Annotated in this window: 4 protein-coding genes and 1 other RNA gene; all 5 read right to left on the bottom strand. The window is 64.2% G+C overall.

The window, feature by feature from the left end; genetic code table 11:
- Window positions 1–222: a transfer-messenger RNA gene (ssrA, locus tag ACIP0B_RS27885) on the bottom strand; the annotation flags it as partial.
- Between the two features lie 96 nt (window positions 223–318).
- A complete protein-coding gene (locus tag ACIP0B_RS27880) occupies window positions 319–594 on the bottom strand; it encodes a hypothetical protein (RefSeq protein ID WP_400838308.1) in 276 nt (91 codons plus the stop codon).
- A gap of 128 nt (window positions 595–722) precedes the next feature.
- Window positions 723–3,545 carry an FAD-binding and (Fe-S)-binding domain-containing protein gene (locus tag ACIP0B_RS27875; RefSeq protein WP_400838305.1) on the bottom strand — a complete coding sequence of 941 codons (2,823 nt, stop codon included), beginning with the start codon at window positions 3,543–3,545 and terminating at the stop codon, window positions 723–725.
- Window positions 3,542–4,213: a lactate utilization protein C gene (locus ACIP0B_RS27870; protein WP_400838302.1), complete on the bottom strand. Its 672-nt coding sequence runs from the start codon at window positions 4,211–4,213 to the stop codon at window positions 3,542–3,544. The genes ACIP0B_RS27875 and ACIP0B_RS27870 overlap by 4 nt, the downstream gene beginning before the upstream one ends.
- Window positions 4,213–4,870: lactate utilisation protein LutB domain-containing protein (locus tag ACIP0B_RS27865; protein ID WP_400838299.1), on the bottom strand; the 658-nt coding region annotated here is incomplete at its 5' end. The genes ACIP0B_RS27865 and ACIP0B_RS27870, both read right to left, overlap by 1 nt.

Below are 4,870 nucleotides of genomic sequence, written 5' to 3'. Positions count from 1 at the left end.
TGTTCTATATGACACTCATTTCGGGTTTACAGACATCCCCTGATGATTGCTGGGCCCGAAGGCACCAGGAGTGCATGTCAGCTGCAATTAAGCAGCGAGAGCAGCACCGTATTGGTCGTCATTGGCAACTATAAGAAGTTGCAACAGTGGATTTACGAGTTCTGTTACCAACTCGGCATGCACCTAAAGTTTCGCCACCGGCGTCGAATCCTAATCGGCCCCGAACCCGTTGCTCGGTATTTCTCTTTGAACAACAGGCATGTGCAGTGTACGCCAAACCGCTGGCGAGGCCAACCCGAAGGTTGGCCCGTTCACGGATCAGCTCTTGCCGTCCTTGTTGGCGTTGCGGATGTCCTGGAGGGTCTGGGTGGTTTCGGTGATGCATTTCTTGGTGCCATCGTCGGTGTTTTGCGCCTGGTAGGCCTTGGCCTGCTGGACGCTGGCCTCCACCCGGGCGGTCATGTCCGCAGGAATCTGGGCCTTGGCGTTGGCGATGGTTTGCAGGTTGGTGTCGCACAGGTCGCCGGCGGCGAACGCGGTGCAGGTCATCATTGAGGCAGTGGCGAACAGGCCGAACAGCACAGAACGTTTCATGGCAATCTCCTTGAACTGAGGATCCAGACTTCGCTGGCCGTCAGGACGGGCAATCGGATGAAGGAACAGCCCCGTGCTGCGGGGCTTGTTCGGTGGACTGCCGGTCGGCGTCAGGGTTCTGTTTTTTTTCAGGCGGGCGTTTCGCTCCGTTTGGCCCGGGTCACGCGATCCACCAGGTAGACCAGCCCGTGGTAGTCGATGCCGCCGTGCTGCGTCAGGCCGATCTCACAGGTGCGGCTGGTGGAGATCCCCTCGCTGCACTGCTGCACCGCGTCCTTGAGGGTGCGCAGCGAATGGCGGTTGAGTTCCGGCGTGGTGAAGCCCTTGTCGCCGGCGAAGCCGCAGCAGTGGATGCCTTCCGGGATGACCACGTTCTTGCTGCACTTGCGCGCCAGGTCGATCAGCGCCTGGCTTTCGCCCAGGTGCTGGGTGCTGCAGGTCACGTGCACGGCAATCGGTGCGTCTTGGGGCGTGAACTCCAGTCGGTCGAGAAGATGCGTACGGATGAAGCGCACGGGGTCGTACAGGTCCAGGCGAACATCGCCGACATCCTGCACCAGCCGCAGGGTGCAGGGACTGGTGTCGCAGTAGATCGGATCGAGCCCGCCGCGGCTGGCCTGGAGCAGGGCGCCGATCAGTTCCTGGCGCTTGTGCTCGGCCTGCTCGGCATAGCCCTTGGAGGCGAACGGCTGGCCGCAGCAGAGGCTGTCCTGATTCTCCGGGAAGACCACCTGATAACCGGCCTTTTCCAGCAACTGACGGGTTTTGTCGTACAGCGACATCTGTTCCCGGTCACCCGCCGCCGGCCCCATCACCCGCGACACGCACGCCGCCAGATACACCACACGCGGGCGCTCGTCGCTGACGGCCGGGCTGAAGCGCACGGCGCGCTCCGGTTGCGGCATCGCGTTCGTCCACTGTGGCACTTGCCCCTTGGACAGACGCGTCAGCGTCGCCGACAGCTTCGCCAGCCGAGGGGCGCCGAGCAGCATGCGGGCGCCGTTGGCCACGTGCAGGGTGAAGCGTGCGCCTTGCAGCGTTGTGGCGAAGTTTCCTTCGATCCAGTTGGCGGTTTTCGTATGGGTGGCGTGTCGGCCCCGGAGCTTTTTCACCAGCTCGCCGGTATTGATGCCGACCGGGCAGCGCTGTGCGCACAGGCCGGTGGCGGCGCAGGTGTCGATGCCTTGGTAGTCGTAGGCTCTTTCCAACTCGGTGGTGTCGATCCCGGCGCGCTTCCTCGCCTGGATGTCACGCCAGATCACGATGCGCTGGCGCGGGCTCAGGGTCAGGCCCTTCGACGGGCAGACCGGTTCGCAGAAGCCGCATTCGATGCACTTGTCGACGATCTCGTCCGCCGCCGGCAGCGGTTTGAGGTGCTTGAGGTGGATCTGCGGGTCTTCGCTGAGCACCACGTCCGGGTTGAGGATGCCGTCGGGGTCGAGCAGGCGCTTGAGTTGCCACATCAACTGGTAGGCGTCGCTGCCCCATTCCAGTTCGACGAACGGCGCCATGTTGCGCCCAGTGCCGTGCTCGGCCTTCAGCGAACCGCCGAACTCCACCGCCACCAGTTGCGCCACGTCGTCCATGAACGCCTGGTAGCGTGCGACTTCTTCCGCGCTGTTGAAGCCTTGGGTGAAGACGAAGTGCAGATTGCCTTCCAGCGCGTGTCCGAAAAGGATCGCCTCGTCGTAGCGGTGTTTGTCGAACAGCTCGATCAGACGGTTCACACCGATGGCCAGTTGTTCCACCGGGAAGGTCACGTCTTCGATGATCACCGTGGTGCCGGTCTTGCGCACCGCGCCGACGGCGGGAAAGGTGTCCTTGCGGATCGCCCAGAGCCGGGCGTTTTCGGTCGGGTCTTCGGTGAAGTCGACCTGTTTTTCCACCGGGAATCCGCTGAGCGACGCCATGATCTGCGCCAACTGTTCCTGCAGCAATGTGGAAGACGCGGCGCGGGATTCGATCAGCAAGGCGCAGGCATTGTTTGACAGATGCTGTACGAAATCCGGCATGCCGGGTTTGTCCTGCACCGAGCGCAGGCTGCGCCGGTCGAGCAGTTCCACGGCGGACACCGGTTGGCGCTTGAGCACCGTCACGGCGTTGCAGCAGGTCTCCACATCCGGGAACACGATCAGCGCCGAGGCCTTGTTCGGGTGGTCGACCACGGTGTCGTAGGTCACCGCGCTGATGAAGCCGAGGGTGCCTTCGGAGCCGACCAGCAGGTGGCTCAAGATATCCACAGGCTCGTCGAAATCCACCAGGGCATTGAGCGACAGCCCGGTAGTATTTTTCAGACGGTATTTGTGGCGGATTCGCGCAGCCAATTCGGCATTGGCGCGGGTCTCGCGGCCCAGTGTCGCCAGACGCTCCAGCAGTTCGCCGTGGCTTGCGCGAAACGCCGCGACGCTGGCGGCATCTTCGGTGTCCAGGCGCGTGCCGTCGGCCAGCACCAGTCGGATGCCGGCCAGGGTGTGATAGGTGTTCTGCGCAGTGCCGCAGCACATGCCGCTGGCGTTGTTGGCGACGATGCCGCCGATCTTGCAGGCGTTGATCGACGCCGGATCCGGCCCGATCTTGCGTCCGAACGGCGCCAGCCAGGCGTTGGCCTGTGCGCCGATCACGCCCGGTTGCAGGCGGATCTGCACACCGTGGCCGCGGATCTCGCGGCCGTTCCAGTTGTCGCCCAGCACGATCAGCACCGAGTCGCTGATCGCCTGGCCGGACAGGCTGGTGCCGGCGGCTCGGAAGGTCACCGGCACCCGGTCGCGGCGGGCCAGCCTCAACAGCGCCACCACTTCGTCTTCGGATTCGACGCGGACCACCAGTTTCGGGATCAGCCGGTAGAAGCTCGCGTCGGTGCCGAACGCCAGGGTCGACAAGGGATCGTCGAAGCGGCGTTCGGCCGGAATCAGTTGCTGCGCATCGCGCAGGAAAGCCGCCGGTAATGTCATTCGTCCTCCAGGATCAACACCACCAGGTCTTTCGGGCCGTGGGCGCCGTAGGCCAGCACTTGTTCGATGTCGGCGGTCTTCGACGGACCGGACACCAGCAGCGCGTTGGTCGGCATGCCCTGGGCCCATTCGAATTCCTGCTGCACCTGATAGAAGTTGTCGCGGATCTGGCTGGCCTTGAGCAGGGCGAAATGCACGGTCGGCACCAGGCTCATCAGGCGCGGCTCTTCCCGGGTCGGCCAGAGGATCAGGCTGCCGGTGGCGGCGATGGCGCCGAGGGTGCCGGTGAGGCTCGCCGGGGTATCGTTGAACAGCTCGGCTTTCCATTCTTCCATCGGCCGGTCGTAGGCCTTGAGCACCGGCAGGCCGGGATTGTTCGACCAGTGCTGTGCGATCTGTTGGCCGTGGGCGGTGGTCGGTGCGATCAGCAGGCTGGGTAACTGACGGTCGCGCAGCAACTGAGCGAGCAGGGCAGGCCAGCCGCCGCCGGTGGTCAGATGGATTTCGGTGTGCACCGCTTCCATCAGTTTGCGCAGTTGCGGGATGCGTTGTTCGGCCGTGTAGGTGTAAGGCTGCGTCACCAGATCGACATCGAAGTTGTCGGCAATCGGTGTGGTGCCGGTCAGACTCTTGCGCAACTTGCCGAGGATGTTTTGCTTGGCGCTCATCAGCGGTCTCCCTGTTTGCCCAGATGTTCGCGGGCCATGTCGTGCAACGAGCGGGCGGCGGGTTTCGGCGCGCTGTGGTTCTGTGTCCATGGGCCGACATTGTTCGGCGTCAGCGCGCGCAGGCGGGTGGCTGCGAACGCGAACAGCCGGTACAGCGCCGGCGAGCTGTTGAGCTTGGCCCAGGCGTTCCAGATGAAGCGTTCCTTGCGCGAATACTTGCTGCCCTGGCCGCGCATCACCGGGTTCGGCGCGTCCGGCGCCTTGACGTTCTCTTCGCGCAGGCGGCGCAGCAGCGATGGGATCGGAATCTTCACCGGGCACACCTCGCCGCAGGCCCCGCACAGGGACGATGCGCTCGGATGGTCCGGCACCTTCGCCAGGCCGACCATGTGCGGCGTGATGATCTTGCCGATGGGGCCTGGGTAGACCTCGCCGTAGGTGTGGCCGCCGACGCGGGTGTAGACCGGGCAATGGTTCATGCACGCGCCGCAGCGGATGCAGTTGAGGGTCTGGCGCAGTTCGCTGTCGGCGAAGGCCTGGCTGCGGCCGTTGTCGAGCAGCACCAGATGCACTTCCTGGGGTCCGTCGAGTTCGTGCGCCTTGCGCGGGCCGGAGATCATGTTGACGTAGGTGGTGATCGGGATGCCCAGGGCCGAG

It is taken from the genome of Pseudomonas sp. NPDC089534, from assembly GCF_044749305.1.
Classification (GTDB): Bacteria; Pseudomonadota; Gammaproteobacteria; order Pseudomonadales; family Pseudomonadaceae; genus Aquipseudomonas; species Aquipseudomonas ekonensis.
The sequence above is the reverse complement of the archived record's forward strand: the minus strand, read 5'-3'. Positions and strand labels throughout refer to the sequence as shown.